1 protein-coding gene is annotated in these 424 nt (G+C 57.1%); it reads right to left on the bottom strand.

Translation table 11 applies throughout. From position 1 onward, the window contains the following. Nucleotides 1-113 precede the first annotated feature (113 nt). On the bottom strand, nt 114-424 hold a 311-nt coding region (locus HR086_RS47680), incomplete at its 5' end, for a hypothetical protein (protein WP_217442279.1).

Genomic DNA, 424 nt, shown 5'->3' with positions numbered 1-424 from the left:
GCGCTGGGTCCATGGCAAACCCGGAGATCACATCGCGCGTGTACGAAACAATCAGAAAGTTGCCAACCACCCGCAACCCAGCCTTCCTGGCGTTCCGTTTCATTGTCCACAGATCAATGGATCTCATGCGTGCGCCCGACGGTAGGCGAGGACGCAGGACGTTCGATGTTCAACTGGATGCCCTGCACCATTCGCCTTCCGTCGCGCAGGACAACAAGGGCTCGATCCAGATCGCGCCTTGCAATGGAAATCGATCTCAGACCAAGCGATTGAGCGACCTCGCACTGCGAAAAGAAGATGTCATAGGTCTCCATCAACTCGGCATGAAACAGCTGATTGGGGGCGTTGTCGATCACCCTGGAGAGGTCCGTCATGAAATTCCATGCATCCACGACCTCCCCGGGGTCGACCTCCCGCCCTGAAT

Origin of the sequence: Myxococcus sp. CA039A (genome assembly GCF_013336645.1) — a bacterium.
Taxonomy (GTDB): domain Bacteria; phylum Myxococcota; class Myxococcia; order Myxococcales; family Myxococcaceae; genus Myxococcus; species Myxococcus llanfairpwllgwyngyllgogerychwyrndrobwllllantysiliogogogochensis.
The sequence above is the reverse complement of the archived record's forward strand: the minus strand, read 5'-3'. Positions and strand labels throughout refer to the sequence as shown.